This window comes from Marinomonas foliarum, from assembly GCF_003337275.1.
Classification (GTDB): Bacteria; Pseudomonadota; Gammaproteobacteria; order Pseudomonadales; family Marinomonadaceae; genus Marinomonas; species Marinomonas foliarum.
On sequence record NZ_QPJQ01000031.1, the window covers coordinates 33,177 to 58,394 of the forward strand.

At 44.1% G+C, this 25,218-nt stretch carries 26 protein-coding genes; 16 read left to right on the plus strand and 10 right to left on the minus strand.

What is annotated here, in order from left to right; translation table 11 throughout:
- Window positions 1-216: 216 nt before the first annotated feature.
- The 3 genes from DFP77_RS14855 to DFP77_RS14865 all read left to right on the plus strand — a co-directional run bounded on the left by DFP77_RS14855 (window position 217) and on the right by DFP77_RS14865 (window position 3,070).
- The gene (locus DFP77_RS14855) at window positions 217-1,401 is read left to right on the plus strand and encodes a GAK system CofD-like protein (protein ID WP_114413016.1); all 1,185 of its coding nucleotides are present in this window, start codon (window positions 217-219) and stop codon (window positions 1,399-1,401) included.
- A gap of 164 nt (window positions 1,402-1,565) precedes the next feature.
- On the plus strand, window positions 1,566-2,588 hold the full coding sequence (locus DFP77_RS14860; RefSeq protein WP_181858569.1) for a response regulator: 1,023 nt from the start codon (window positions 1,566-1,568) through the stop codon (window positions 2,586-2,588).
- Entirely contained in the window at window positions 2,585-3,070 is a 486-nt protein-coding gene (locus tag DFP77_RS14865; protein ID WP_114413017.1) for a transcriptional regulator, read from the plus strand. The genes DFP77_RS14860 and DFP77_RS14865 overlap by 4 nt, the downstream gene beginning before the upstream one ends.
- A gap of 43 nt (window positions 3,071-3,113) precedes the next feature.
- On the opposite strand, the gene DFP77_RS14870 is transcribed toward DFP77_RS14865, so the two are convergent.
- Window positions 3,114-3,605, minus strand: a complete 492-nt coding sequence (locus tag DFP77_RS14870; RefSeq protein ID WP_114413019.1) for an ATP-dependent zinc protease family protein — start codon at window positions 3,603-3,605, stop codon at window positions 3,114-3,116.
- Between the two features lie 225 nt (window positions 3,606-3,830).
- Between DFP77_RS14870 and DFP77_RS14875 the strand changes: the two genes are divergently transcribed.
- A complete protein-coding gene (locus DFP77_RS14875; protein WP_114413021.1) occupies window positions 3,831-4,751 on the plus strand; it encodes a D-hexose-6-phosphate mutarotase in 921 nt (306 codons plus the stop codon).
- 111 nt (window positions 4,752-4,862) lie between these two features.
- On the opposite strand, the gene DFP77_RS14880 is transcribed toward DFP77_RS14875, so the two are convergent.
- Window positions 4,863-5,639, minus strand: a complete 777-nt coding sequence (locus DFP77_RS14880; protein ID WP_114413022.1) for an exodeoxyribonuclease III — start codon at window positions 5,637-5,639, stop codon at window positions 4,863-4,865.
- A 118-nt stretch (window positions 5,640-5,757) separates the two neighbouring features.
- Between DFP77_RS14880 and pyrE the strand changes: the two genes are divergently transcribed.
- Complete coding sequence (gene pyrE / locus DFP77_RS14885) at window positions 5,758-6,405, plus strand: orotate phosphoribosyltransferase (RefSeq protein ID WP_114413023.1); 648 nt, start codon at window positions 5,758-5,760, stop codon at window positions 6,403-6,405.
- 42 nt (window positions 6,406-6,447) lie between these two features.
- Here pyrE and slmA read toward each other — a convergent pair whose 3' ends face one another.
- From slmA to coaBC, 4 genes are all read right to left on the minus strand, one after another.
- Entirely contained in the window at window positions 6,448-7,041 is a 594-nt protein-coding gene (gene slmA / locus DFP77_RS14890) for a nucleoid occlusion factor SlmA (protein WP_114413024.1), read from the minus strand.
- A 62-nt stretch (window positions 7,042-7,103) separates the two neighbouring features.
- Window positions 7,104-8,012 (minus strand): acetylglutamate kinase, encoded by a 909-nt coding sequence (argB, locus tag DFP77_RS14895; protein WP_114413026.1) that lies wholly within the window; start codon window positions 8,010-8,012, stop codon window positions 7,104-7,106.
- Window positions 8,013-8,336: 324 nt separating this feature from the next.
- Window positions 8,337-8,795: a dUTP diphosphatase gene (gene dut, locus DFP77_RS14900; protein ID WP_011978451.1), complete on the minus strand. Its 459-nt coding sequence runs from the start codon at window positions 8,793-8,795 to the stop codon at window positions 8,337-8,339.
- Between the two features lie 36 nt (window positions 8,796-8,831).
- Complete coding sequence (gene coaBC, locus DFP77_RS14905; protein ID WP_114413027.1) at window positions 8,832-10,055, minus strand: bifunctional phosphopantothenoylcysteine decarboxylase/phosphopantothenate--cysteine ligase CoaBC; 1,224 nt, start codon at window positions 10,053-10,055, stop codon at window positions 8,832-8,834.
- A gap of 136 nt (window positions 10,056-10,191) precedes the next feature.
- Here coaBC and radC point away from each other — a divergent pair, with 136 nt between their 5' ends.
- From radC to DFP77_RS14950, 9 genes are all read left to right on the plus strand, one after another.
- Entirely contained in the window at window positions 10,192-10,866 is a 675-nt protein-coding gene (gene radC / locus DFP77_RS14910) for a RadC family protein (RefSeq protein ID WP_114413028.1), read from the plus strand.
- 270 nt (window positions 10,867-11,136) lie between these two features.
- Window positions 11,137-11,373, plus strand: a complete 237-nt coding sequence (gene rpmB / locus DFP77_RS14915; RefSeq protein WP_072838851.1) for a 50S ribosomal protein L28 — start codon at window positions 11,137-11,139, stop codon at window positions 11,371-11,373.
- A gap of 11 nt (window positions 11,374-11,384) precedes the next feature.
- Window positions 11,385-11,555, plus strand: a complete 171-nt coding sequence (gene rpmG / locus DFP77_RS14920) for a 50S ribosomal protein L33 (protein WP_011978459.1) — start codon at window positions 11,385-11,387, stop codon at window positions 11,553-11,555.
- A gap of 164 nt (window positions 11,556-11,719) precedes the next feature.
- Window positions 11,720-12,538, plus strand: coding sequence for a bifunctional DNA-formamidopyrimidine glycosylase/DNA-(apurinic or apyrimidinic site) lyase (gene mutM, locus DFP77_RS14925; protein WP_114413029.1), 819 nt, complete (start codon window positions 11,720-11,722; stop codon window positions 12,536-12,538).
- A gap of 237 nt (window positions 12,539-12,775) precedes the next feature.
- Window positions 12,776-13,768 carry a BMP family lipoprotein gene (locus DFP77_RS14930; RefSeq protein ID WP_114413030.1) on the plus strand — a complete coding sequence of 331 codons (993 nt, stop codon included), beginning with the start codon at window positions 12,776-12,778 and terminating at the stop codon, window positions 13,766-13,768.
- Window positions 13,769-13,861: 93 nt separating this feature from the next.
- The gene (locus DFP77_RS14935; protein ID WP_114413031.1) at window positions 13,862-15,415 is read left to right on the plus strand and encodes an ABC transporter ATP-binding protein; all 1,554 of its coding nucleotides are present in this window, start codon (window positions 13,862-13,864) and stop codon (window positions 15,413-15,415) included.
- The gene (locus DFP77_RS14940; RefSeq protein WP_114413032.1) at window positions 15,412-16,509 is read left to right on the plus strand and encodes an ABC transporter permease; all 1,098 of its coding nucleotides are present in this window, start codon (window positions 15,412-15,414) and stop codon (window positions 16,507-16,509) included. The genes DFP77_RS14935 and DFP77_RS14940 overlap by 4 nt, the downstream gene beginning before the upstream one ends.
- A gap of 9 nt (window positions 16,510-16,518) precedes the next feature.
- On the plus strand, window positions 16,519-17,487 hold the full coding sequence (locus DFP77_RS14945) for an ABC transporter permease (protein ID WP_114413033.1): 969 nt from the start codon (window positions 16,519-16,521) through the stop codon (window positions 17,485-17,487).
- 1 nt (window position 17,488) lies between these two features.
- Window positions 17,489-17,905, plus strand: coding sequence for a cytidine deaminase (locus DFP77_RS14950; RefSeq protein ID WP_114413034.1), 417 nt, complete (start codon window positions 17,489-17,491; stop codon window positions 17,903-17,905).
- Between the two features lie 46 nt (window positions 17,906-17,951).
- Here DFP77_RS14950 and DFP77_RS14955 read toward each other — a convergent pair whose 3' ends face one another.
- Window positions 17,952-19,031 carry an AbrB family transcriptional regulator gene (locus tag DFP77_RS14955; RefSeq protein WP_114413035.1) on the minus strand — a complete coding sequence of 360 codons (1,080 nt, stop codon included), beginning with the start codon at window positions 19,029-19,031 and terminating at the stop codon, window positions 17,952-17,954.
- A 262-nt stretch (window positions 19,032-19,293) separates the two neighbouring features.
- Here DFP77_RS14955 and DFP77_RS14960 point away from each other — a divergent pair, with 262 nt between their 5' ends.
- Window positions 19,294-19,677: a septal ring lytic transglycosylase RlpA family protein gene (locus DFP77_RS14960; protein ID WP_114413036.1), complete on the plus strand. Its 384-nt coding sequence runs from the start codon at window positions 19,294-19,296 to the stop codon at window positions 19,675-19,677.
- Here DFP77_RS14960 and DFP77_RS14965 read toward each other — a convergent pair.
- Window positions 19,674-22,067, minus strand: coding sequence for a bifunctional acetate--CoA ligase family protein/GNAT family N-acetyltransferase (locus DFP77_RS14965; protein WP_114413037.1), 2,394 nt, complete (start codon window positions 22,065-22,067; stop codon window positions 19,674-19,676). The two genes, DFP77_RS14960 and DFP77_RS14965, sit on opposite strands and share 4 nt — an antisense overlap.
- 163 nt (window positions 22,068-22,230) lie before the next feature.
- On the opposite strand from DFP77_RS14965, the gene DFP77_RS14970 reads away from it, so the two are divergent.
- The gene (locus DFP77_RS14970; RefSeq protein WP_114413038.1) at window positions 22,231-23,154 is read left to right on the plus strand and encodes a histone deacetylase family protein; all 924 of its coding nucleotides are present in this window, start codon (window positions 22,231-22,233) and stop codon (window positions 23,152-23,154) included.
- A gap of 27 nt (window positions 23,155-23,181) precedes the next feature.
- Here the strand turns inward: DFP77_RS14970 and hxpB are convergent, their stop codons facing one another.
- Window positions 23,182-23,844, minus strand: a complete 663-nt coding sequence (gene hxpB, locus DFP77_RS14975) for a hexitol phosphatase HxpB (RefSeq protein ID WP_114413039.1) — start codon at window positions 23,842-23,844, stop codon at window positions 23,182-23,184.
- Window positions 23,845-23,881: 37 nt separating this feature from the next.
- Window positions 23,882-24,943 (minus strand): GlxA family transcriptional regulator, encoded by a 1,062-nt coding sequence (locus DFP77_RS14980; RefSeq protein WP_114413040.1) that lies wholly within the window; start codon window positions 24,941-24,943, stop codon window positions 23,882-23,884.
- Window positions 24,944-25,218 lie beyond the last annotated feature (275 nt).

The window sequence follows — 25,218 nt, forward strand, 5'->3', positions numbered from 1 at the left end:
ACACAAGGAATTAATGTACTTGGTATAGAGTGTCGCTTTTTGAATATTATAGATAGATGTTAGTTGATTTTCATGACATTTATCGTCTACATACGTGCTATTGTTTGAGTCGTTTGTATGTTCGAGTTTTTGTTCTGTAATTTATGATGGAGTATTGTTTGGTGAGTCGGCACTCTTGGCTATCGCTCTCCTTATGGTCTTAATAAGAGGTTTTTTATGACGAACTCTTTACGCATTTGGCGTCGTATGGAGGTACCAGATCTTATTCGTGTGCATCGTTATCAGAGTTTGCCTGAACAGGGTCCTAAAGTGCTCTTTTTTAGTGGTGGCTCGGCACTCAATAAAATTAGCCGAGTTTTTAAAAAATACACACACCACTCTGTACATTTAGTGACACCGTTTGATTCTGGTGGTAGTTCCGCGCGTTTGCGTGCCGAGTTTGATATTCCTGCCGTGGGAGATTTGCGCAGTCGTTTAATGGCTTTGGCGGATGAAACCGTCATGGGGCAGCCGGAAGTGTATGCACTATTTACTCACCGGCTTGAGCAAAACGCCGATCCTCTAGCATTAAAGTATCAACTGCAGCAGCTGGTGATGGGCGAGCATCCGCTTATCGAAACCATTCCCAATCCGATGAAAGCGTTAATCCAGAATCAACTTGCTGTCACCCAATCACACATTAATGATAGTTTTGATTTGCGTGGGGCGAGTATTGGTAATTTGATTATGGCTGGAGGCTATTTAAGTAATCAGCACCAGTTAGATCCCATTGTTTTTTTATTCTCTCGTTTAGTTAAAGCTTTAGGTGAGGTAAAGACGACATTAAATGCTAGCCTTCATTTAGGTGTGGAGCTTGAAAATGGGGAGTATGTTCTAGGCCAACATCGGATAACGGGAAAAGAAACCGACATATTGCCCAGTCCAATAAAGCGCATGTGGCTGAATAAAGGTTTGCGCCATGTTATGCCGACTAATCTCCATATTGCTAATGATCGTGTTGATGCAATTAAAACGGCTGATTTGATTTGCTATCCCCCAGGCAGCTTTTATAGCAGTCTGTTAGCAAACCTTATGCCTGAAGGGGTTGGGCGCTCTATTTGTGCAAATCCTAACCCCAAAGTCTACCTGCCTAATTTGGGCGTGGATCCCGAGCAGCAAGGTTTATCTCTGATGGAGCGTGTGACACGTTTGATATCCACCATATCGGCCGATACGAAGAATGTAGGGCCATACTCTTCATTGGATTATTTGTTATTAGACGATGTCTATGATTATGGCGAAATAGACAGTGTGTTCTTGAATGATCTGAAGGTGACTGTTATCAAAACGCCTTTGATCACCGATAAACAATACAAATACGATGAGCATTTGGTTGCTAGAGCTTTGTTATCTTTTGTATAAAGGGTCTATTCGAGCTACAAAAAAAGTATATGCTGCTCTTATGCAAAGCAGGTTTTTAGTCTAGATATATACTGATTAGATGCAAACGACCTATTTGTATTTTTAGAGCATCGTCTTTAATGTCTAACGCATTAAATATGGCACGTATCAAAAAGAGAGTAATAATGAGTACACGAGTACTGATTTGTGATGATTCAAAGATTGCCCGCAAGCAATTGGCTAGAATATTGCCGACAGACTGGGATGTCGAAGTCGAGTTTGCTGAAGACGGTCAAGAGGCAATGGATATCTTGTCATCTTCAGATTTTGATATTCTGTTTTTAGACTTAAATATGCCGGTGAAAGACGGCTATGAAACGCTCGAAGCGTTACAGTCCTTTGAGCAGGCGCCAGCAGTAATAGTGGTCTCTGGTGATGTTCAGCCGAAGGCTATCCAGCGGGTAAGGGATATGGGAGCAATAGCCTTTCATAAAAAACCCGCATCCGCTGAAGAGCTGCGTAGTTTATTGATTTCGCTAAAACTTTTTTCTGTCGATAGTGATGATCTGCAGAGTAAGGTTGTTGCTGAGCAGCAGACGGCTGCAGAGCAATTTACTCTCAATGAATGCTTACAAGAAATTTCGAACATTGCTATGGGTCGTGCCGCTAGCGTATTAGCAGAAATGCTGAATGTATTTATTAAGTTACCTGTGCCGACTGTGAATATTTTGGAAGTCAGTGAACTGCAAATGGCGTTGGACTATAGCGTTAAAAAAGACAGTTGCTCAGCAGTGTCGCAAGGTTATGTCGGCTCTGGTATTGCGTTTGAAACTCTGCTCATCTTTAGTGATTCCAGCTTTCCAAATATGGCGAAACTTTTAGGCGTGACGGATACCATTACGAGAGAGTTAGAAACAGAGCTTTTGATGGATGTCTCTTCTGTTTTGGTTGGCCCTTTTATGGCTGCCATTGGGAAGCAACTTAATATCGATTTTAGTCATAGCCATCCGCTGTTACTGGGGCAACATGTTAAAATTGCCGACTTGATTAATGAAAAGAAAGCGACGTGGAAAAGAACGTTAGCGGTTGAAATTGTCTATGAAGTGGAAAACTATCAGATTAGTTGCGATTTAATTATGCTTTTCACTGAAGATTCTGTGCCAACGCTAGAAAATTTATTGTCCTTTTTGGTTGAGGAAGACGAATGAGTAATGAAGCGGATGGAATGGCAGATCTTCATTGGATGTTTGATATGCTTCATCATATTGATGTTGGGCTTGTGGTGTTGGATTCGAAGTATCGAGTAAAGCTATGGAACAACTTCATGGAAAATCATAGTGGTGTGAGTTCATCGATAGCGAAGGAGCAATCTTTGCTGACGCTTTATCCAGAATTAGATACAGGGTGGTTGCACCAGAAGTTGGATAATGTCTTTGCTTTGAAAACGCCGATTTTTATATCTTGGGAGCAGCGACCGCATTTCTTTCCATTTAAAAGTTATCGTCCCATTACAGGTATGGCAAATAAGATGTATCAGAATGTAGCAATACGTCCAATCTCCAGTCCTGATGGGTCAATCAAGAATATATGTTTGGTTGTCTATGATGTTACAGATATCGCAACCAATAAAATGGCATTATCTGCTGCTAACCATAAATTACGACGCCTGAGCCAAGCTCTTTCTAAATAGTGCCTTCCTTTTGTGTGTTTTTGGAAAAGGAAGGTGTTTTCTGCTATTTTTTCTTGGCTGGGATTTTATAAAGTTCCACCAATGTTTCTTCTTGCTTGTCACCCTGTAAGCATAGCCCCTCAGGGTCGATGAGAACGCGCCCATTCATTGCTTCACGACCAAGTAACATTCTGTAGCCCATGGTATCTCTATTGGTTAGCGTGACTTCTGCTTCCCAAGTTTTATTACCAAGTGTCAGAGGTACACGAATGACAGGGCGGCTTTCTTTGTCTCCGCTCGAGCTTTTAATAACTCTTTGATCAACAAGCTGAGCTTCACAATGAACGGTTGCCTTACGATTCTTTTGTAGGGGATGAACCTCAAAACGTACCCAGTGTTCATCATTGTGGGTAAAGCGCTTGATGTTAATCGCATGCATCGAAGAGGTTTTTGCCCCTGAATCTACTCTTGCTTTAATAGCTGGGATGTTTAGAGAGGGAAACGCACACCACTCCTCGCAACCAATTACTATTTTAGGATCACTTTGTTGATTCATAAAAAATTCAGCGCCTCTGGAAAGAAAAATAGAACACTCTATATATCAGGGAAATACCTGCTAGGTTGTTGTGTTTTATAGCTTAAAAGCGTGGTGAGGTTAAGTTTTAATTGCTGTTCTGATTGCTTATCTACTCTGCTGAATTGTTAGTATAACTTCAAACTATTGTAATCATATTGGCTGCAGTTAATATGGGCGTATTAAAACACTTTTATGGAGTTATAGATGAATGGCCGACTGATTCAAGAGTTGGAAGAGCTGGGTGGTGAAATTCGCCCGTCAAGCTTTAGAAAATGTGATCAAATCATTATCGAGCAACCGGGCTTCAGCGCATCCATCGCGTTGTGGGGCGGTCATTTAGAAAGCTTTATTCCTGCTGGTCAAGAGGACCTTCTTTTTCAATCCGTAAACCAAGGTGGAGAAGGGCGCTTCGGTCGCCGCCATTTTGGTGTTCCTGTATGTTGGCCGTGGTTTGGAGCCAATTATGTCCATGATGACTATCCTGCACATGGAGTAGCGCGTTATTTTCGCTGGGAATTTATCGAAGCGGGACGTTTTAAAAATGGCGACGTGAAAATTGTGATTCGTTTGGCGTCTGAAAATCATCCTTTGGTTGAAGAAATGTGGCCGTACGCTTTTGAATTGCGCCAAGTGTTTCGTTTCTCAAACAAAGGCTTCCGGATTAATTTCTCGGCAGCTAATCTATCTGATAAAGCTATGCCAGTAAGTGAAGCGCTGCATACTTACTTCAATATATCGGACAACCAAACCGCAGAAGTGCATGGTCTAGAGCAAGTCACTTACGTTGACAAATTTGATAACGGTAGTCGTCACCTTCAACAAGGTGCTGTGACGCCGTGTGATCATATGGATCGCGTCTATGTATCTGCACCAGATGTGTGCGAAATCCATGATCCAGGCTTGCAAAGAAAATTAGTAATCAGTACCGAAGGTAGCAATAGCACTGTGTTGTGGAACCCAGGTGCTGAATTGGCGAGACAGCGCGTTGATATGGAAGACGAAGATTACCGACGTTTTGTTTGTGTGGAAGCCGCTAATGCTCTTACTGACGAATACGATATTCCTCCCGGTGGCATCCATCAGCTGAAACTAAAAGTGAGGCACAAGCCGCTGGTGAATGAATAGTGTTATTATTGGCTCATTGAGTGCCATAAAGTAAAAAGCCCGCTAGGAGTGATCCTAGCGGGCTTTTCTTTGACTATGAGGGCGCTCAAGAATTTTTGTGTTTAAGAACTCTTAGTCAATATTGTATTCTACGATTAATGGCGCGTGGTCAGAAAAACGCTGACCTTTATAAATCGTGCCACCTTGAATTAGGTTTTTGATACCAGGCGTGGCGATTTGATAATCTAAACGACCGCCTTCATCCAGCTTCCAAGCACGCTCATAGTCTGGCCACCAAGTGTATTGTTTGTCTTGCTTATTCACTTGGCGGAACGCATCTATGTATTCCAACTCATTGAAGATTTCGTTAATCCATTTGCGCTCTTCTGGTAAGAAGCCAGAGTTGCGTTGGTTAACGAACCAGCTGCTCACATCAATCGGTGAACGCGCCACGTTGGCCGTACCACAAAAAATAAATTCACGACGCTTGCGACGAGTTTTAATTAAGTGGTTTTTAAAGCCTTCCATGAAGCGATATTTATGTTCTTGCAATGCTTCTTCATGATTGGAGCCATGAGGCGTTAAGAAAGCACCTATGCTTACTTTATCGAAGTCTGCTTGAATAAAGCGCCCTTCAAAGTCGCATTCAGGGAATCCCATTCCTGTCATAATGGCTTTAGGCATGGTTTTGCAATAGATCGCAACCCCAGCTTGCTCAGGGTTTTCCATGGAGTCAAAGAAGTATGTGTTGTACCCAGGCGGGAAAAACACACTGTCATTTAACGTACGTTCGTCTGCCTGTATGTCTTGTAGACATACAACATCTGGGTCCTGACGAACCATCCATTCAAAAAAGCCGCGTTCTGCTGCTTGTCTTATACCGTTTACATTAAGGCTGATGACCTTCATTTCTGGTCCCTACAATTCCTAGCCGTGTGTTATATTAGCACCTATCCAATGTTGGCATGGCTTCGCTCGTTCTTGGCGGTGCTGTGTTGTGTATTATTTTTATCTTTCTGGAGTTGGCATGAAACCTTACCAAAGAGACTTTATCGAATTCGCTATTGAGCAAAATGTGCTACGTTTTGGCGAATTCACGCTTAAATCAGGACGCGTAAGTCCTTACTTTTTTAATGCCGGCTTATTTAGTTCAGGCCAAGCACTTGCGAAGTTAGGGCGCTTTTACGCAACCTCATTAATGGAAGCAAATGTTCCATTTGATGTTCTGTTTGGTCCAGCCTATAAAGGTATTCCATTAGCAACAACAACAGCAGTTGCCCTGTATGACCATCATAATGTAGACACACCATACGTTTTCAACCGTAAAGAAGCAAAAACTCACGGTGAAGGCGGCTCTCTAGTTGGTGCTCCTTTAGCAGGTAATGTCATGATTATTGATGACGTTATTACCGCAGGAACAGCCATTCGAGAGGTTATGGCTATTATTAAAGATGCTAATGCCACTCCCGCTGGTGTTCTTATCGCCCTAGATCGTCAAGAACGAGGCCAGGGTGAATTGTCTGCCATTCAAGAAGTCGAACGTGACTTCGGAATGCCAGTTATTAGCATTGTCTCTTTAAACGACATCATGATGTATTTAGCAGAACAGGATTCTCCTGAGTTTGCGCAACATCTTAATGCGGTTAAAGAATACCGTCATCAATACGGTATTTGATGCAAAACATTTCGTTAAGGTTTTAGATAATAATCTAAAACCTTAACGATTTAGCATCAAGTTCTGTGCCAATACTGTCCATTGCTCTTGCCAAATGTCCATTGGCTTAACTTTAAATTCGCTGCGAACGTAATGGCGGATCTTACCTTCGATAATTGCAATCAGAAAATTCGCACATGGCGCAACCCCCATCGTTGGTCGTAGGCCTTGCTTTAAGTCTGCTTCACGAATGATCTGCTTTAACTGGGTTTCGATACGGTCAAATACTTGTGCAATACGAACTCTAAGTCGTTCCGTCTCACCAGCTAGCGCATCTGCAGTTAATAAACGGCACATGCCTGGATTTTGTTCGGCAAAACCAAGAATCAGCTTCATGATGACTTCTATACGAGAAACCACATTCGACTCTTCTTGGATGATCAAATTGATGCGAGTAAAAAGGCTTTCCTCAATAAACTCGATTAAGCCTTCAAACATTTTCGCTTTACTGGGGAAATGACGATACAGAGCAGCTTCCGATACACCAACTTGTTTTGCCAGAGCAGACGTAGTTATACGTGCTCCTGGGCTGCTTTCTAGCATTTGTGCTAGAGATTGCAGTATTTGAGTGCGGCGATCGTTTTTTTTATTGCTCATGTGTCGAGTCCAGTTTTCTGCCAGTGTTATTTATTGCTTGTACTGATTGCTTTTACCTAGGCTTATTCGCCTACTTTGGTATTGGAAATTAGCGTACCAACACCTGTGTCGGTAAATATTTCTAATAAAGTCGCGTGCGGTACACGACCATCAATAATATGTGCGCTTGTGACGCCGGCGTTTACTGCAGACAATGCGCAGCTGATTTTTGGTAGCATGCCGCCGTAAATCGTACCGTCAGCGATCAGCGCGTCTACTTGAGCTGTGCTTAATCCTGTTAAGACATTACCTTGCTTGTCTTGTACGCCAGAAATATTGGTGAGCAACATGAGTTTTTCTGCACCAACAGCTTCCGCCACTTTGCCAGCAACAAGGTCAGCATTGATGTTGTAAGAGTTACCTTGATCGTCCACGCCAATTGGCGCGATGACAGGAATAAGGTCACTGTTTTCAAACAATTTTAGAAAGCTAGTATCTATGCTTGCTACTTCACCTACATGGCCAATATCCACTTGTTCTGGAGTAGACATGCCTTCGGCTTGGTGCTTAACGAACAATTTTTTCGCTTTAATAAAGCGGCTATCTTTGCCTGTGATACCAATGGCTTTACCACCTGCTTCACAAATCAAATTAACGATCTCTTTGTTTACTTGACCACCTAGTACCATCTCAACAACATCCATGGTGGCAGTATCGGTTACGCGCATACCATTGATGAATTTTGATTCGATGTTCAGCTTCGTTAGCATGTCGCCGATTTGAGGCCCGCCACCGTGAACAACGATAGGGTTAATGCCAATGGCTTTCATCAAAACGATATCTCGTGCAAAGCCTGCTTGTAAATTTTCATCTGTCATTGCGTTGCCGCCGTATTTGATAACCAGCGTCTTACCAGCAAAGCGTTGGATGTAAGGAAGCGATTCGCTTAAAACCTTAGCCACATCTAAAGCAGACTCACGAGAAAAAGCCACGATTTATGTACTCCTGTAAACAAAGAATGGGTTGCATGAAAAATAGATACAATATGCTGGTGTTACTTATTTAAAAAAATAACAATTTTACCGAGTCAGTTTGATAAAACGATGACAGACAAGGCCAGTAAAGAGTGTAAGCAACCACTTAGGTTTGAAATAATAGCGTGATATTGAAGGATTAACTATAGAAATTTATACGAAATTGACGAAGTTTTGACTTATGAAACTTAATATTATCAGACTGGCGTGGGAAGGGTGAGTGAATGTATTAAGGCACTTAGAAAAGGTGAATTATTCTCACCCTTTCTAAGTATTCTGTGCTTACTTGGTGCCTGTGTGACCAAAGCCGCCTTCACCACGTTCGGTGCTTTCGAATTCCGTGACAATATTAAATTCTGCTTGAACAACAGGAAGCAAAACTAATTGAGCGACACGTTCGCCAGGTTCAATGGTGAATGTTGTATTGCCACGGTTCCAACAAGACACCATTAGCTCACCTTGGTAATCTGAATCGATTAAACCTACTAGGTTGCCCAATACAATGCCATGTTTATGGCCTAATCCAGAGCGTGGCAAAATAGTTGCTGCTAAATTTGGGTCTTGGATGTAAATAGACAAGCCTGTTGGTAGTAGCGTTGTTTCACCTGGTGCAAGGTCGATTGCCTGATCAAGGCAAGCGCGCAAATCCAAACCAGCAGAACCTTCTGTCGCATAAGTTGGTAATGGGATTTCTTTGCCGATTTTGTCGCTCAGGATTTTTAATTGAATCGCTTGTTTCATGGTTATCTTCTCTTTTCTCTTAATGCATGATGAGGTTTAAGGCGCAGACTTAATGTGTTGCTGAATAAACTCAACGAGTTGGTTTGCTAGGTTGCTTTTTGCGGCTTTGTCAGGTGACCAAATTTTGTCTTTGGTAATCACTGTGACTTGGTTTTCATCTTGGTTAAAACCAATATCCGCACGAGATACGTCATTGGCGATAATGATGTCCAGACCTTTGCGTTCTAGCTTGCTTTTCGCGTATTCGATCACATTTTGTGTTTCAGCCGCGAAGCCCACTATGGTTTTGGCGCGTTTTTGTAGGACAAGTGTCGCTATTATGTCTGGGTTTTTAACCAGCGTCAGAGTCATTTCATCCGTGTCGGATTGTTTCTTCATCTTTTGATCGCTGGCGGCTTTCATTTTGAAGTCGGCAACGGCTGCGGCACCAATGAATACATCAGCTTGAGTGCTCATGCTCTGCTCGCACGCAGCTAGCATTTCATCAGCGCTTTTTACTGCAATAATATTCGCTCCAGTGGGCGGTGTTAATTGTACTGGGCCACTAACCAAGGTGACTCTCGCGCCACGGGCAATGGCTGCACTGGCGAGGGCGTAACCCATTTTACCTGAGCTGTGATTACTGATGTAACGAACTGGGTCGATAGATTCCATGGTTGGACCTGCGGTAATAACCCAGTGTTGGCCAGTTAGATCTTGCTCGATTAGAGAGCCTTGGAAATGCGCGATAACAGCATTAAAAATATCATTCGGCTCACTCATGCGCCCAGGCCCAATATCACCGCAAGCTTGCGCGCCATCAGCAGGTCCGATGTTTAATACGCCTCGTTCGGCTAGTAGTTTTGCATTGGCTTGTGTTGCAGGATGGCGCCACATGGCTTGGTTCATAGCAGGAGCAATCAAAACAGGGGATTCGGTGGCTAAACATAGGGTGCTTAATAAGTCGTTTGCCATGCCTTGAGCATAGCGCGCCATGAAGTCAGCAGAAGCGGGTGCAATGACGATTAAGTCAGCCCATTTTGCTAGCTCTATATGTCCCATTCCCGCTTCGGCATTTGGGTCTAATAAGGTACTGCGAACAGGGTTGCCAGAGATAGCTTGTAGGGTCATCTCAGTGACAAAAGCTTTTGCACCTTCTGTTAAAACGACTTGAACCTCAGCGTCAGCCTTAGTTAACAAACGAATTAACTCGATGCTTTTATAAGCAGCGATGCCACCAGTAATACCTAATAGAATGCGTTTTTGAGCGAGACTTGACATAAAAAACTTCTCAATTCGATCTGTGATAGATAAGGTTAGCAAATAAGGCAGGATGCCTTTTGCGAGTATTTTTACGTTACCGCTAACTTTGCTTGTCTAAGTTAAAGCAAGATTATCATGTATCAAGGAGTAGATCATGAGTATTAAACATTGGCCTGAGCAGGAAAGGCCGCGTGAGAAACTAATTCACCAAGGTGCAGGCGCCTTAAGTGACTCTGAACTTTTAGCTATTTTCCTTCGTACTGGAACGCAAGGCATCAGCGCGGTCGAGCTTGCTCGGCAAGTATTGTCTCAGTTTGGTGGTTTGCGAGCATTAATGTCGGCGAGCCGAGAGGAGTTTTGTCAAGGCTTTGGCTTAGGGGATGCAAAATACACTCAGCTGCAAGCTGTACTGGAAATGTCCAAGCGCCATCTGCAAGAGCAGCTAATGCGCGAAACTGTGTTCACCAGTGCAGAACACGTCCGAACTTATCTTTCTTCCCAGTTACGCCATTCGCAGCGAGAAGTCTTCGCGGTGCTCTTCTTAGATACTCAGCACCGATTAATTCGTTACCAAGAGCTTTTTATGGGCACCATCGATGCTGCCGCGGTTTACCCTCGTGAGGTCGTTAAAGCAGCACTGCAATACAATGCCGCCGCGGTAATCCTCGCCCATAATCATCCAAGTGGCGTAGCCGAACCGAGCCAAGCGGATATCAGTATTACCGAGAAAATCAAACGGGCTCTTGATCTCGTCGATGTGCGGCTGTTGGATCACTTTGTGGTCGGCGATGGCTCGCCAGTGTCCTTGGCTGAGAGGGGACTGGTATAGGCGGTTTTACAATGAAGATAGTGATGCTCTGTAGAGGTAAACGCTAGTTTCAATAAGAAGTGCGACTATATGTTTCGTTGGTGCTTTTTGTTCGAACGCGCCAATTGATCATTTTTTTAACAAAAGAATTGCTCAATGGGTTGGCTTATGGGAAAATGCGCGCCGCTATATCCTCGGTATGGGATTTTTTTGATTCATAAGGAATCATGCTCCGCCTGAGGAAGTGAAACACTTCCAATAATCTTTCTGGATAGCAAAAGGTATTTAATTATGTCTCGCGTATGTCAAGTTACTGGGAAGCGTCCTGTTACAGGTAACAACGTTTCTCACTCAAAACGCCGTACTAAACGTCGTTTTCTTCCTAACCTTCATTGGCACCGTTTTTGGGTCGAAGGTGAAAACCGTTACATCCGTTTACGTGTATCTTCTAAAGGTATGCGTATTATCGATAAAAAGGGCATTGAAACAGTTCTTGTTGAAATGCGCGCTAACGGCGAAAAAGTATAAGGATCTGAATCATGGCTTCTAAAGGCGCTCGCGATCTAATTCGCATGGTATCTTCTGCTGGTACTGGTCACTTTTACACAACTGACAAGAACAAGCGAAATACTCCGGACAAACTTGAAATGAAAAAGTTTGATCCTGTTGTACGTAAGCACGTTATGTACAAAGAAGCGAAAATTAAATAATTTTCGGTCTTTGTCAAAAGGAACCGACTCAGTGAGTCGGTTTTTTTGTATCTAATAGAAACACCTTGTTCATTTGGTCAATATTTTTCCTGTGGCAATTAGTAGCTGCACTTTATTTGTTTACTCAGTATTGTCTGTGTGTCTAGTCATCATTGAGGTTAACTATGCCTGAGTTACCAGAAGTAGAAACCACCTTACGTGGCATCGAGCCCAAATTAGTTGGACGCACTCTTGCTAGAGTGGATATTCGTCAGCCAAAGCTGCGCTGGTTAATCACGCCTGAGCTAAGCTCAGAAATGGTAGGTGAGGAAATTACTCATCTTTCCCGTCGTGGTAAATACATTGGTATTCATACGTCAAAAGGCACCTTGATTGTTCATCTTGGTATGACTGGTAGTTTGTATTTTGTGCCTGCCGAGACGCCGCCGTTGTTTCATGATCATGTGGATTTTTGCTTTGCCGATGACGATGTATGGTTGAGATATACGGATCCGAGACGTTTCGGGGCAATTCTGTGGACAACGAAAGATTGGAAAGAGCATGAACTAATCGCACATTTAGGCCCAGAGCCGCTCTCAGAGCTTTTTAATGCTGACATGCTGTACGCTAGAGCGAAGGGGCGCAAAGTTCCTATTAAGACTTTTATCATGGACAGCAAGATCGTGGTGGGAGTTGGTAATATTTATGCGAATGAAGCGCTATTTAAAGCGGGAATCCGTCCAGATCGTTTGGCGGGTAAAATTAGTAAAGTGCGTCTGGCGCGTTTGGTAGAATGCATTAAAGTGGTGCTGGCCGCTGCCATTAAACAGGGCGGAACCACGCTAAAAGACTTTGTTGGTGGTGATGGCAAACCGGGCTACTTTAAACAAGAATTAGCGGTTTATGGTCGAGCAGACAAACCATGTATCTCATGCAATGCTCCCTTAAAAGAAATTCGTCAGGCTCAACGTAGCACGGTTTTTTGCGTTAATTGCCAATCTTGACCATTTGTTTATGTCTGCATGAGATTGGCGGCATAAGAATTGCTGTTCAGCTATAATGGGTAATTGTTGTTACCTAGAAAAAAGTGTTTTCTGGATTGGCTTTTTGCCATATAAGTAAGAATATTGCTTAAAATGTGCATATATCGTTGCGGTATGGAGTTAATCGGTTTATTTTTGACCAGTTAGGCAAGATTCTATAGTTGCCTAGAACATATTACATAAATAAGAGGAATTGGAATGAAAGCTGTCTTTCTTGCGTCAGTAACAGCATTGGCTATCTCATCAAGTTTAGCCCAAGCTGCATCAGAACCTGCAGTTGTTTATGATCAAGCGGGTAAATTCGATAAATCTTTTAACGAAGGTGTTTATAACGGCGTTAAAAAATACACGGCTGAAACGGGCATTCAGGTTCGTGAATTTGAACCTAAAAACGAAGCGCAAGTAGAGCAAGGCCTACGTCGTTTAGCAAAACGCGGTTATTCTCCAATCGTTACGGTTGGCTTTAACATGACGTCTGCGGTTGAGAAAGTCGCGAAAGATTTTCCTGAAATTAACTTCACTATCATTGATGGTGTGATCGACCTTCCAAACGTTCAGTCTGTTGTTTTTAAAGAGCAAGAAGGTTCTTTCTTAGTGGGTGCTTTGGCAGCTATGGCGTCTAAAACCGATACAGTAGGTTTTGTTGGCGGTATGGACATTCCTCTTGTTCGTAAGTTTGGCTGTGGTTATGAACAGGGTGTTAAATATGAATCTCCTAACGCCACTGTCTTGCAAAACATGACGGGTTCTACTGGTGCAGCGTTCAATGACCCAACGAAAGGATCTGAATTAGCTAAAAGTCAATTCTCTAAAGGCGCAGATGTTGTGTTTGCTGCAGCCGGCGGTACGGGTATCGGTGTTTACCAAGCAGCAAAAGACGAAGGTAAGTTGGCGATCGGTGTTGACTCAAACCAAAACCATATCCAACCAGGCACAATGTTGACGTCTATGGTTAAGCGTGTTGATGAAGCCGCTTTCAAAACCTATACAGATTCTGCTGCAGGTACTTGGAAACCAGGCCTAGTTGTATTGGGTCTTGCTGAAGACGGTGTTGATTGGGCGTTGGATGATAATAATGCCAAGCTAATCACTGCTGATATGAAAGCGAAGATCAATGATATTCGTGCAAAAATTATTAGTGGTGACATTGCAGTTCACGATTACATGTCTGACAACACGTGTAACTACTAACTTGCCAAAGAAAACAGTTACTTGCGTCATGTGAGTAACTGTTTTTTTTGTTCTAGTGTGTTTGATTCTTAAGCAGATGAATTACTTTTAGATATGACGAATAAAACAATGCCATACGCAATTGAGTTGCGAGACATCAGTAAACGTTTTGGTGCCGTTCAGGCCAATAAAGACATTTGCTTACAAGTTCCAGCAGGTACGATTCACGGCATCATCGGTGAAAACGGTGCGGGTAAATCTACCCTGATGAGTATCATTTATGGCTTTTATGAAGCCGACACGGGCCATATTGAAGTAGATGGCAAGCGTGTTGATATTCGTAGTTCTCAAGATGCGATCAATGCCGGCATCGGCATGGTGCATCAACACTTCATGTTAGTGGAAAATTTTAGTGTTCTTGAGAATGTTATTTTAGGCGCAGAAGGCGGCGCGGTACTTAAAAATGGTATCGGTGCAGCGCGCGTAGAATTGCAACGCTTGGCTCATGAATACAGTTTAGACATTGATGTAGACGCAATCGTAGAGGAACTTCCGGTTGGTTTACAGCAACGCGTTGAGATCTTAAAGGCCTTATATCGTGGCGCACGTATTCTTATATTGGATGAGCCGACTGGTGTACTGACGCCACAGGAAGCTGACCACCTGTTTCGTATTCTAAAAGCCTTAAAAGAACAAGGCGTTACTGTTTTGCTCATTACCCATAAGCTCCGTGAAATCATGGCTTCCACCGACAATGTATCGGTGATGCGCCAAGGTGAAATGGTAGCGCACCGAGAAACAGTCAATACGAGCAAGGAAGATCTTGCTGAGTTGATGGTTGGCAAAAAAGTCCGCCTTACTGTTGATAAAGATGAAGCTCAACCGAGTGATGTTTTGCTGTCTGCGAAAAACTTATCTCAGTTTGATAGTCAAGGCGTGAAGCGCTTAAAGGACGTAAGTTTAGAGCTGCGTGCTGGTGAAATCCTAGGTATTGCTGGCGTGTCTGGTAATGGTCAAAGCGAGTTATTAAGTGTTCTTTCAGGCATTACGCCGATGGATGAAGGTGAAATCCACTTTGCAGGCCAAGTGATTAACGCAAAAGCACCGAAAAATGCCGCACAAATGCGCGATTTAAAGATGGCTCATGTGCCGGAAGATCGCCATAAAATGGGCTTAGTAACGGGTTTTGAAGCTTATGAAGCGGCTGTGTTGGGTTACCATAACTCGCCAGTTTATAACGGTAAAATCCTAATGAACCGCAAGGCGATGCTCGATGAATGTAATGATCGCATGGCGGCTTGGGATGTGCGCCCACCAAACCCTCACTTGAAAACAGCAAATTTCTCTGGTGGTAATCAGCAAAAAATCGTTATTGCCCGTGAAGTTGAACAAAACCCTGAAGTGTTATTGATTGGTCAGCCAACTCGCGGTGTTGATATTGGTGCGATCGAAAACATTCACGAACAAATCGTAAAACTAAGAGACTCAGGTAAAGCCATTTTACTTGTGTCCGTTGAATTGGATGAAATTATGGCGCTAAGTGATCGCATTATTGTGATGTTTGATGGTGCGGTTGTTGGCGAGCTTGATGCAAAAGATGCGAACGAACGAACCCTTGGCTTGATGATGGCTAACGCTTTTAACGAAGAAGAAGGGGTATCGGCATGAGTCAGGCGAAAGTTCCTGCTTGGGTAAATGTTGCCCTTATTCCAGTGCTGAATATTTTGTTGGCATTTCTGGTATCTGGCTTGGTAATTCTTGCTATTGGTGAAAACCCGATTGAGGCCGCTGGTTATTTGATCTATGGCGCTTTTGGTTACGATGAAGGTATGGGTTATACGCTGTATTACGCGACAAACTTGATCTTTACAGGCTTAGCGGTATCGGTTGCCTTTAAAGGTGGCTTGTTCAACATAGGCGGTGAAGGGCAAGCCTATATTGGTGGTTTGGGTGTGGGGTTGATCTGTTTGTCTCTTGATCACACTATGCCGTTTTATGTAATTGCGCCTTTGGCGGTAATTGGTGCAGCGGTATTTGGCGCAGCATGGGGCTATATTCCTGCGTACTTGCAAGCCCGCCGTGGTAGTCACATTGTTATCACTACCATCATGTTTAACTTTATTGCCTCTTCGTTGATGGTTTACTTAATCGTGAACTGGTTAAAACAAGATGGCCGTATGGCACCAAATAGCCGAACATTTGAAGAAAATGCTTGGTTACCTTATTTGCATGAAGTTTTTTCACCACTTGGCATCGAAATCGGTGACTCTCCACTGAACTTGTCTTTCATTTGGGCTTTGTTGTGCTGTGTGTTTGTTTGGGGATTGGTTTGGCATACCCGTTGGGGTTACCAGCTGCGAACGCTGGGTACAAACCCAACAGCGGCGCGTTATGCCGGTATTGATACCGCTAAAGTAACCATCTGGGCGATGCTGATTTCTGGTGGCTTGGCTGGCTTTGTTGGTCTGAATGAAATCATGGGTGTGAACCATAACTTATTGCTCAACTTCACGGCGGGTTATGGTTTTGCGGGTATCGCGGTGGCCTTGATGGGACGTAACAACCCGATTGGTATTATCTTGGCGGCGATTTTGTTTGGTGCCTTGTACCAAGGTGGTGCTGAGTTGGCATTTGAAATTCCAACCATTACGCCTGAAATCGTTGTGGTAATTCAGGGTTTGGTGATTTTGTTCTCTGGTGCGCTTGAGCATATGTTCAAGGATCGTATCGAAGGCTTTTTTATTCGCAGAGCGGTCGCGTAGGGGAAGATTATGTTTGAAACATTGATACTCATGTTAGACGCGACAATGCGCGTTTCTACTCCGCTTATTTTCGCTGCACTAGCGGGCTTATATTCTGAGCGCGCGGGCATTGTTGATATCGGTTTAGAAGGTAAAATTCTGGGCAGTGCCTTTGCGGCAGCAGCGGCAGCATCTGTTTTTGGCTCAGCTTGGATTGGCTTGTGCTTTGGTATAATGGCCTCGGTTGGCTTAGCCATGATTCACGGCTTTGCTTGTATCACACACCGCGGTGATCACATTGTTTCTGGTGTAGCGATTAACACGATAGTAGCTGGTTTAACCGTTACTTTATCAATGCATTGGTTTGGTATGGGAGGTCAAACACCTGCACTAACTGGTGATGCGCGCTTCTTAGACATTACCTTCCCATTTGCAGATGCGTTGGAAAGTGTGCCTGTGATCGGATCTATTTATTCGAATTTGCTAAGTGGCCATAATATTTTGGTTTATTTGGCATTTTTAATGGTGCCTATTACTTATTGGGCGATTTATAAAACTCGTTTCGGTTTGCGTCTGCGTGCAGTGGGTGAGAACCCTCATGCGGTAGATACGGCGGGTATTTCGGTCTCTTTCATTCGTTATCGCGCCTTGATCATTTGTGGCATTTTATGTGGTCTTGCTGGCGCGTATTTGTCTACAGCTCATAACGCTGGTTTCTTGAAAGACATGAGTGCGGGTAAAGGTTACATGGCATTGGCTGCGCTTATCTTTGGGAAGTGGCGTCCTGTTCCAGTATTGCTGGCTTGTTTGTTGTTTGGTTTCTTGGATGCTGTGGCGGTTCGCATGCAGGGTGTTGAGATTCCAGGTATTGGCCAAGTGCCAGTTCAGGCAATTGAAGTTTTACCATACGTATTAACTGTCTTGTTGCTTGCAGGTTTCATTGGCAAAGCGATCGGTCCTAAAGCCATTGGTCGCCCTTACGTGAAAGAGCGAGCCTAGCATGTCTGATATGAAACAGAATGCAGAGCTGTTTGAACTTGCTAAAGACGCGATGAATAAAGCCTATGTGCCTTATTCTAAGTTTCCTGTTGGTGCAGCGATTTTAACCACTGGCGGCAAACTATATTCTGGCTGTAATGTAGAAAATGCGGCTTATCCCGAAGGCACATGCGCCGAAGCGGGTGCAATTGCTTCTATGGTGCTTGGCGGAGATACGCAGATCAAAGACATCTATGTGATTGGCAAAGGCAGTGAATTAGTAACACCTTGTGGCGGCTGCCGTCAAAAAATTCGTGAGTTCTCTTCTGTGGATACCATGATTCATATTTGTGGCGCAGAAGGCGTGAGAAAATCCCTCACGATGAACGAGCTATTGCCTTTCTCGTTTGGCCCAGAGAATCTCGAACAAGCTAGCTAGTATTTAATTGTTAGTTTACAAAACCACCTTCGGGTGGTTTTTTCGTTTAGTCGTCTTGGTTCCTTGAAAGCCAGCGCGCCAGCATTGGCCCAGCAATCAGTACCAATAAAAACCTTGCCACCTGCATAGCCATGACAAAAGACACATCGGCGCTGGTTGATGCGGCAATAATGGCAACAGAGTCAGCACCGCCAGGACTTGTGGCGAGAAAGGCTGTGAGTGGGTCGATATCGGCAAAAGTGATCAAAAGCATGGCTAAGCAAGCGTTAATGGCAATGAGCGCTAGAATCGCGCCTAACACGTGCGGGAAGACATGCCATGCGTGTTGTAATACTTGCCGAGTGAAGCGAAAACCAATACCCCAACCTAATATGGCAAAGCTGATCGCTAAGCACCAATGGGGTAGAACGATAGGTAAAACACCGGTGAACTTAATCACCAGCCCTATCGCGAGAGAAAGCAGCAAAGGCCCGCTTGGAAGGCGAAGCTTTACGCCAATAATGCTCACCACCAAGATGACCGATAATGTGATGGCGAAACCTGACCATGAAGGCACGCCGAGCCAATCAATCGACTCAGTAGTAACACCATCAACGTGAAATACCGCCGCAACAACGGTTGCCGCGATAGCGCAACACGCCACACGCAAATATTGCATGAAGGCAACCAATCGCATATCCGCTCCATAGGATTCGGACATAATGGTCATTGCCGAGGCGGCACCGGGAGACGATCCCCAAATGGCTGTGGTGCCAGGTAGTAAACCGCTACGACTAAGCAGCCAACCTAAAAAGCTAGACGCGACAATCGTTGAGACAGTGCCAATTAGAAACAACGGCCATTCCATAGAAATCTTTGCAAAGACGGTCAGCGGAAGGCTGTTTGCTATCATCATGCCCAAAATGCCTTGAGCCATTAAAAACAGTGGTTTGGGCATTGTCATGCCTGCCTCGCTGACCGCTAAGATAATGGCTGTAATCATAGGGCCAAGTAAGAGAGCTGCGGGCAAGTTGGCGTATTCAAAGCACACCACTAAAACAAAAGACACGGCTAATAAGACGGATAATCGCCAAATTGTAGGCCAACGAGTAGGGGTTTTACAAAGCAATAAAAAACGAGAAGTCATGTCTATCTTTCGAAAAAAGCAGTGGTGTTCGATGGCGTGAAGCATACCTTAATTAAGCCAATATTATTGGTGTCGTAAGTGATGTTAATCATGTCTCGAATTTATATTCATTATTATTAGGCGTGTGTAGAGTAATCATGAAAAGATATACCTGAAAACTGACAAGACGCTGACGGAAGTTTCGAAGTGCTGAACTTGTTATGTTTATCTATCTGCTACTATAGCGCTGAAAATCAAAGTGGCTTAAAGGAAAAGAAAAACCATGCGAACAATTAACATCTTATGTTGGGTCATCTCTTCTCTCGTTTTAACCGCTTGCGCCAGTGGTCCAATCAGTCGTTCAGGTTCAGTAGGGTTCGAAGAAAGCGGCGGAGCCAGTTATTACGCCATGAAATACCAAGGCCGAAAAACCGCCAGTGGGGAATTATTTGATCAAAAGGCCATGACGGCCGCCCATAAACGTCTACCTTTTGGCTCTAAAGTGAAAGTGACCAATGTCGCCAATGGTAAAAGTGTGGTGGTGCGAGTCAATGACCGTGGGCCATTCGTTCGTGGTCGGATTATTGATCTTAGTAAGTCGGCTTTTCAACGCATTGCTAATACACGCGATGGAGTGGTTGAGGTTGATATTAAGGTCTTGAACTAGCAAGCATCTCGACATTTTTCCAGCATGCTTGGTGTGAGTTTTATACTCGCTACCATTTGGCCAAAATCGTCTGGATCACGTTGGATGGTGAACCCTAAATGGCGGCAGAAGTCGATCATGTGTTTGTTTTCAGTTAAAACGATGCCTTTCATCACTCGAATGCCTTTGTCGGCCGCGACTTGCATCAGTCTTCGCATCAGATAAGACGCTAAGCCCAAGCCTTGGAATTCGTCTCCTAATACGACAGCAAATTCGCAGCTTTGATCATCGAAGTTATCTATATATCTAGCAGTGCCTATTAATACATCTTGACCATCTCGTTGAATCACGGCAAGCAGCGCCATCTCGCGGTCATAGTCGATGTGGGAAAGACTGGCGAGCATGCGTGGTGTTAATTCTTCGATATTGGATATAAAGCGAAAGTAGCGAGTCTCGTGGGACATGCTGCGAACAAAGTCCGCTAAGATGCCAGAATCTCTTGGTAAAACAGGTCTAACGGTGGCGATCTCGTCATTTTTCAATGCTCGCTCCGATACCCATTGTCTCGGGTAAGGGTGAATGGCAAGATGCTCATAGCGCCGCCAGTTTTTACATAGTCTAAGATTCGCTGTGACATCTGCGTAAACACTGCCACTGTCGTGAAGTCTCACATCGGACAGTTCTAAGTTTTCAATTTCGGGTAATTCACACACCATGGTGGATAAATTGTGCAGTAAGCTTTCCAATTCAAAAGATTCTTCGCCGGGAAAGGCGCGCTGAATTAAATCTTTCGCCAAAATGGTATTTAGCGGCGGTAAGGCAACGGCCTCCGCTTGCTTATGTTGTTGAGCGCCTTCTAATGACAGTCCGATGGCTGGGCCAAACACCACATCTTGAAAGACGCGTAAATGGATGGGAGCGGATAACTGATTTGAAGACTGACGACGAGTAATTAATCGAATGTGAAACAGCTCAAAAATATCTCGTAAAGCATCCGCTGTTGGCGTTTTATCACCTTGTTTGTAAAGTAGATTGAGTTTGTTTGTGGCTTCTGAGACATCGATTTTAAAGCGGAATGCATGGCTGTCTGGCGATTGCTTGGCGAGTAATTGGTTGCGCTGGAATTGCACCAAAAATTGAAAGCCTTCTATGGCGGTTTCTGGTGTGCGGAAGGTTGGAATGCCTGCTTCGTTAATGCGTGTGCGCATATTGGTCATATTGCCACCGCCGAGCAAACAGACCATGACGAGCTTTTTCTGAGTGCGATGTAACTTGATGATGAGATCGTATAAGGAGTCGATATCGATAAGAGCTGTAGGGCTCAACGTTAACAATACAGCACCGCAATCTGAACTGCTTAGTGCATCGGCAGCGAGATCGATAAATAGATCCGTCGCACAGCTTGCCCAAACGGTTGTCACCGGGCCAATGCCGCCACGGCCTGCCATGGTGGATTCCAGTTTAATGCGCAGTTCGCCTTCTGGTGTAAGTAAGTCTATGCCAAGTTCTGTGGCACGTTGTGCTGCTAGCTCACCTGGTCCTGCCCCATTTCCTATGACCAATAAAGATCCATCTTTGACTCGACGAGCATTGGTCATTACCGAAGCGGCCGCGATTAAATCATTCAAACGTCGACCACGTACCGCACCGGTTCGGCTCAGCGCGGCGTCTAACACACGTTCATCTGCGCCAATAGAATGTTCTGTCACAACGGCAACAGGTTTGCTGCGCCCTGTAGCACGCAGGCTGCTGAGGAAGCGAGTTGGGCGACCAATTTTTTGCAAATACATTAAAATCGCCTGACTGTCGAAATCATTGGATAAATAATCCAAGACTTGTGACGGCATCACATCAACGGGCGTCCCCATGGATACGACTTGAGAAAATCCAATACCTTGCCAAGTTGCCCAGTCCACAAGGGCGCTGGCGACTGTACCAGATTGAGACATCAAGGCTAAGCGGCCCGCTAGCGGTTGCGTTAAACCAAGCCAAGCAAAAACGCCTTGTTTTGGGCGACAAATACCAAAGCTGTTAGGGCCAAGTAAACGCACATTGTTCTTGCGCAGTGCTTCAACCAGTGATTCTTGGCTGTCCCCCGTCCACGATAACATCAGCAAAGAACCAATGCCCGCTGCGCCACAGTCAGCAATAATATCTTCCATTGATTGAGTGCTATGGCTGCCAACTAATACGGCGATGTCTGGGCTGGTGGTTAATTCCGTTAAACTTGCTACCAACGGAAAGAGGACAGTCTGAGCAGGTTGAACACCCGCTAAATACACAGGACAAGATTTTTGAGCAGTAGATAATGAGTTTAATAGAGCTAGCATAAGCGGATCGTTCGCATCGTCGCCAGTGAGTACCACCATAGACTTAGGGGCGAGTAGAGATTGTAATGCGTGTTGGCTCACTTGATCTTCTCCATAAACTCAATGTACATCTTATGACAGTAGCACAGTCTTCATCTGTCGCAATGATAGACCATGGTAGGATAGATTGTTTTGGTGCTTTTGTGGTTTGATACAAGACACGAAAATGCCAAAGACAGAAAAAATAATAATGTAGAGACACCTAATGACAACGGCTTACATCACACACACTTATTGCGATAAGCATAATATGGGCGCTGATCACCCTGAGTCTCCGTTGCGGCTTGGGGCGATTCAAAATCGCCTGATCATGGGGCAGTTGATGGATTTTCTACGTCGAATGGAATCTGGCCCGGCGACCCGAGAACAAGTTGTCCTAGCTCATGACCAAGCCTATGTGGACTCTATTTTTGCGCGCTCGCCAGAAGAAGGCCATGTGGAATTAGAGCCTGAAACCTTGATGATGCCGCATACTTTGGATGCGGCTCTGTATGCTGCTGGTTCAGTGATTAAAGCGGTAGACCTAGTCATGACGGGTGAGATGAACAATGCGTTTTGCGCCATTCGTCCGCCGGGTCATCATGCGGAATATGACAAAGCCATGGGCTTCTGCTTGTTTAATAATATCGCCGTTGGAACTCGCTACGCCATTGAACAATATGGTTTAGATCGTGTGGCGATTGTGGATTTTGACGTTCATCACGGCAACGGCACAGAAGATATTTTCAAATCTGACCCCAAAGTGCTTTATGGCTCCAGCTATCAACATCCATTTTATCCCTACAGTGACCCAGGCGCTTCACACGATAATATTTTACATATGCCTCTGGAAGCGGGTTCTGGTAGTGAGGCCTTTCAAGCGATTATTTCTGAACAATTACTGCCAGCTCTGGAGGCCTTTAAACCTCAATTGATTATGATTTCAGCAGGGTTTGATGCTCATAAAGAAGACCCAATGGGGCAACTTAGACTGAGCGAGTCAGACTTTACGTGGATTACCGATCTTTTGGTGGATGTGGCAGATCGCCATTGCGGTGGGAAAATTGTGTCTGTCCTAGAGGGCGGCTACAACATAGACGCTCTAGGTCGCGCTGCGTTTTGCCATATTCGTAGTTTGATGAAGATCTAAAGTTATTTCTGGAGTCAGCTTATAGCTTTAAGAGCAGGTCAAAATAGCTTTGCCTATCTTATGATTAAACTCGGTTAAACTTCTGATTTTGTATGGTGCGAGGTCAAATTTTTCATCGTCGAATTCGTCTGCATGAGGCACGGCAATGGCTTTAATACCTGCTGCTAAGGCGGCTGTTATACCACCGAGAGAATCTTCGAAAGCAATGCATTGATGAGCTTCAGTGTTCAGCTTTCGTAATGTTAGTTGGTAAACATCGGGAGCGGGTTTGCCTTGCTGTACTTCATCAGCGGAAGTGTAAGCGGTAAAGTACTCAGCAATATTAAGGCGCCGTAACACACTGGGTATAATATCTTGTGGCGAGTTAGTCGCAAGCCCAATTTTTACTTTCGCATGGTGTAGTGAGCCGAGTAGTTCATGGACACCTTGCAGGGCCTGTCCTTGGGTTTCAATCAAATATTTGACTCGCTCAATGACACGATTTTCGACTTCTTCAAGAGAAGTACTTTGCCATGGCTGCTTAGCGTACCAAAACTCGGTGACTTCTCTTGTTGTCATTGCTGCAGTTAGCTTTGTTAAATCCGCGGTAACTTCAACACCAACAGATGAGAATACATCGAACTCTGCTTGTTGCCAGAACGGCTCCGAGTCAATGAGTAATCCATCCATGTCAAAAATCACTGCTTGCATAATTTTCTGCTGCTTCGTTAGGTGGTGAATCTTAAGTTTACGTGTCTTGAAAAGTGCGTCGGGTGTCTGTTGGTGGGTGGCCAAAGAATCGATGATATGTACGGCTGAAATGAGCTGAGCTGACAAAGCCGCAAGCAACAGAGATTTCAAAAATACTTAAGTTCGACTGTTGTATTAGCTGACGTGCGCGGGTTAAGCGGTACTCCATATAATATCGAGCTGGTGTGACGCCGACGTTAATTTTAAACAATCTTTCTATTTGTCGACGAGAAATGCCAACTAGCTTAGTAAGTTCATCAATACTTAATGGGTCTTCAATGTTATTTTCCATTAATTGGATGGCTTCTTTAATACAATCTGGTGTATGCGTTTCGGATCGCAAAAAACGGTTAATTGTTTTGGTGTCAGCGTTGCTTGTTCGATCCGAACCAATCACTTCTGCTACGGCTTGGGAGCAATCTGGCCCATAAGAGCCTTTTATAAAATGAAGCATCATATCCAGTGCTGTGTTCGGGCCGCAACACGTGAATAGTCCGCTGTCTTCGGTAAAAGAAGAGGTAGACAAGTTCAGCGATGGGAAACGCTCTCTCATAATGGCTTTATTGTCTTGGTGGATAGAGATGGATTCACCTAGTTTGATTTTACTGTCGGCAATATAGAAGCTGCCATTCCACAACCCCATGATGGTGGCGTTAGTCTGTGCGGCTTTGACTATTTTCTTGTTAAGAGAGGGCTCTGGTTTAAGCGAGCTACGGAAACCACCGCATATGATAAGGATAGAGTCTTTAGTTAGTTCGATGTCTTCAATATTGCCATCTGTGGTTAACTCAATCGAAATATCTGATAGCGCTTTTTTATCCTTTAAACTGTATGTTTTACACTCGTAAATCGGGTGATCATGAACTAGGTTAAGCGTTACTAGTGTATCGAGAGCGATAGAGAAAGACGACATTGAAAAGTGATCAAGTAGAACGAAGTTTGCTCTTCTGGTCGGGGTAGAAGAATTTTTAGTAGGTGTCGAGCTAGAGTAAGCAAGGTTCGAGCGTTTCAGATGGCTCTGAAACAAAGAGGTGTTTAGCTTTTCGCTGACTTCCAACATTCTTTACCCTTTATAATTTTTTGTGGACACAATATCCGATTTTTAAAGCAAAATAAATGCCGCCAATTCTAAAGTATAGTCTTTAGAATTGGGCTGTAGATAACAATAAGCGTGACAGACGCTTTATCTTCTTGGGTAAAGAAAAAGCAGCTCAAATGATGCTGCTTTTTTATTGTATTTTGTCCCATCCTAAAATACGTTGACATAAAGAGGACTTCTTTATGGCGACATCAGGTATCAAGTGTATTAAGCGCACACAGCGTGACTATTCAATG